The following is a 2,462-nucleotide window of genomic DNA, read 5'->3' on the forward strand; positions in this document are numbered from 1 at the left end:
GACTTAGATGATGCTGTATCTATTAAAGCGCTTGATAATGGTTTAACAGAGCTTACGGTTAGTATTGCTGACGTCAGTTATTATGTGACTGAAAATAGTGAATTAGATAATGAAGCATACGATAGAGCAACAAGTGTTTATCTTGTAGATAGAGTTATTCCAATGATTCCACATAGATTGAGTAATGGTATATGTTCATTAAACCCTAATGAAGATAGACTAACTTTAAGCTGTAGAATGGAAATTAACCAACAAGGTGAAGTGGTAAGTCATGATATTTTTGAAAGTGTGATCCACTCTGATTATAGAATGACTTATACGGATGTAAATTCTATTATTGAAAATGAAGATCAAGATATCCGAAATCAATATGCTGAAATTACACCAATGCTTGATTTAGCTCAACAATTATCACAACAATTAATCGCTAAACGTAAAAGACGTGGTGAAATTGATTTTGATATTAAAGAAGCACAAGTATTAGTAGATGAAGATGGTATACCAACTGACATTAAAGTAAGAGAAAGAAATGATGCTGAAAGATTAATCGAAAGCTTTATGTTATCTGCTAACGAAACAATCGCTGAGCATTTTAGTAAACTTGAAGTACCATTTATCTATCGTGTCCATGAAAATCCTAAAGCAGAAAGATTAAATAAGTTCTTTGAATTTATTGCTAATTTTGGTCTTGCTGTTAAAGGATCAAGTGAAGATATTCATCCATCAACATTACAAAAAATTGTTCAAGAAGTTGCTGGCCAAAAAGAAGAAATGGTTATTTCTACATTAATGTTAAGAAGTATGCAACAAGCTAGATACAGTGAAGATAATTTAGGACACTTTGGTTTGTCAGCTGATTATTATACACATTTCACATCACCAATTAGAAGATATCCTGACTTAATCGTCCATAGATTAATACGTAAATATTTAATCGATAAGTCTATGAATAGTAAAAATATTAGACATTGGGAAGAAGTGTTACCTAATATAGCTGAACATACATCTAAACGTGAAAGAAGAGCAATTGATGCAGAACGCGATACAGACGACTTGAAGAAATCAGAATACATGATACAACATGTAGGAGAAGTATTCACAGGTATTATCAGTTCTGTTGCTAACTTTGGTATGTTCGTTGAATTAGAGAACACAATAGAAGGTATGGTACACATCTCTAACTTAACAGATGACTATTATAATTTTGATGAGAAGAACATGGCTATTATAGGTGAACGCCAAGCTAAAGTATTTAGAATTGGTGACAAAGTGGAAGTTAAAGTAATTAACGTTAACGTTGATGAAAGAATGATAGATTTCCAAGTTGTAGGTATGCCAATAGCTGAGAAAAATAGAGAACGATTGGCGAGAGAAAAAACAATCAAAGCCAAAAAACGTACTACATCTAAAGAAGGTGACAAGCCTAATCATCATAAAAAAGGCAGAGCAAAAGGTAAACAAGGCGGTAGACAAGATAACAAAGACAAAAAGCCTTATTACAAAGCTAAAAATGTAAAAAATAAAGCAAGAGGCAAGAAAAAATAGAAAGTAGGTGATGGATGTGCCAAAAGTTCAAAGCAAACCATTAGCGCAAAATCGTAAAGCAAGCCATGATTATACAATAGAAGATACGGTTGAAGCGGGAATTGTCCTTCAAGGTACTGAAATCAAATCCATTCGCCGAGGTAGTGCAAACTTAAAAGATTCATACGCACGTGTTTACAACGGAGAAATGTACGTATACAACATGCATATTGCACCGTACGAAGAAGGAAATAGATTTAACCATGATCCATTGAGAAATCGTAAATTACTTTTAAAAAGAAAAGAAATCGATAAACTCTTTGGTATTACAAGAGAAAAAGGGTATGCATTAATACCACTTAAGCTCTACATTAAACACGGTTACTGTAAAGTGCTTTTAGGAGTAGCAAAAGGTAAGCGTGACTATGATAAACGACATGCATTGAAAGAAAAAGAAGCAAAACGTGACGTTGAAAGAGCAATGAAACAAAGATATTAAATAATTTTATTGATAAATCAATAAAAAATTGTTAAGATTAAATATACTTCTGCTAAAAAGAAGTATATTTCTTATTGAGGGGACGTTACGGATTCGACAGGGGTCCCCGAGCTTATGAAGCGTGTCGGAGGGTTGTCTTCGTCATCAACACAACAGTTATAATAACTGGCAAACAACAAAACTTAGCAGTAGCTGCGTAATAGCACTCTGCATCACCTAACAGCATCGCCTATGTGCTGTTAACGTGATTCAACTTTAAGTAGGATACGCTCGTCACTGCCGTTTGAAGTCTGACGAGAAGAGATTAATCAAACTAGCGTTGTAATAGGGTGTCAGCCCCCTGATACAACGCGAAACAATAAAGACTTGACTACACACGTAGAAACATTTGTATCAGGATCTCTGGACGCGGGTTCAACTCCCGCCGTCTCCATTATAT

2 protein-coding genes and 1 other RNA gene are annotated in these 2,462 nt (G+C 34.3%); all 3 read left to right on the top strand.

What is annotated here, in order from left to right; translation table 11 throughout:
• On the top strand, positions 1–1,545 hold a 1,545-nt coding region (gene rnr / locus B2G86_RS12945; protein WP_078358598.1), incomplete at its 5' end, for a ribonuclease R.
• A 10-nt stretch (positions 1,546–1,555) separates the two neighbouring features.
• Entirely contained in the window at positions 1,556–2,023 is a 468-nt protein-coding gene (smpB, locus tag B2G86_RS12950; RefSeq protein WP_078358599.1) for an SsrA-binding protein SmpB, read from the top strand.
• Between the two features lie 78 nt (positions 2,024–2,101).
• Positions 2,102–2,459: a transfer-messenger RNA gene (gene ssrA, locus B2G86_RS12955) on the top strand.
• Positions 2,460–2,462: the final 3 nt, after the last annotated feature.

Source organism: Mammaliicoccus fleurettii, from assembly GCF_002018435.1.
Lineage (GTDB): Bacteria > Bacillota > Bacilli > Staphylococcales > Staphylococcaceae > Mammaliicoccus > Mammaliicoccus fleurettii.

Bases quoted from the DNA above. Each gene is read 5' to 3' on its own strand.
- smpB (WP_078358599.1), top strand. From the start codon at position 1,556: ATGGATGTGCCAAAAGTTCAAAGCAAACCATTAGCGCAAAATCGTAAA.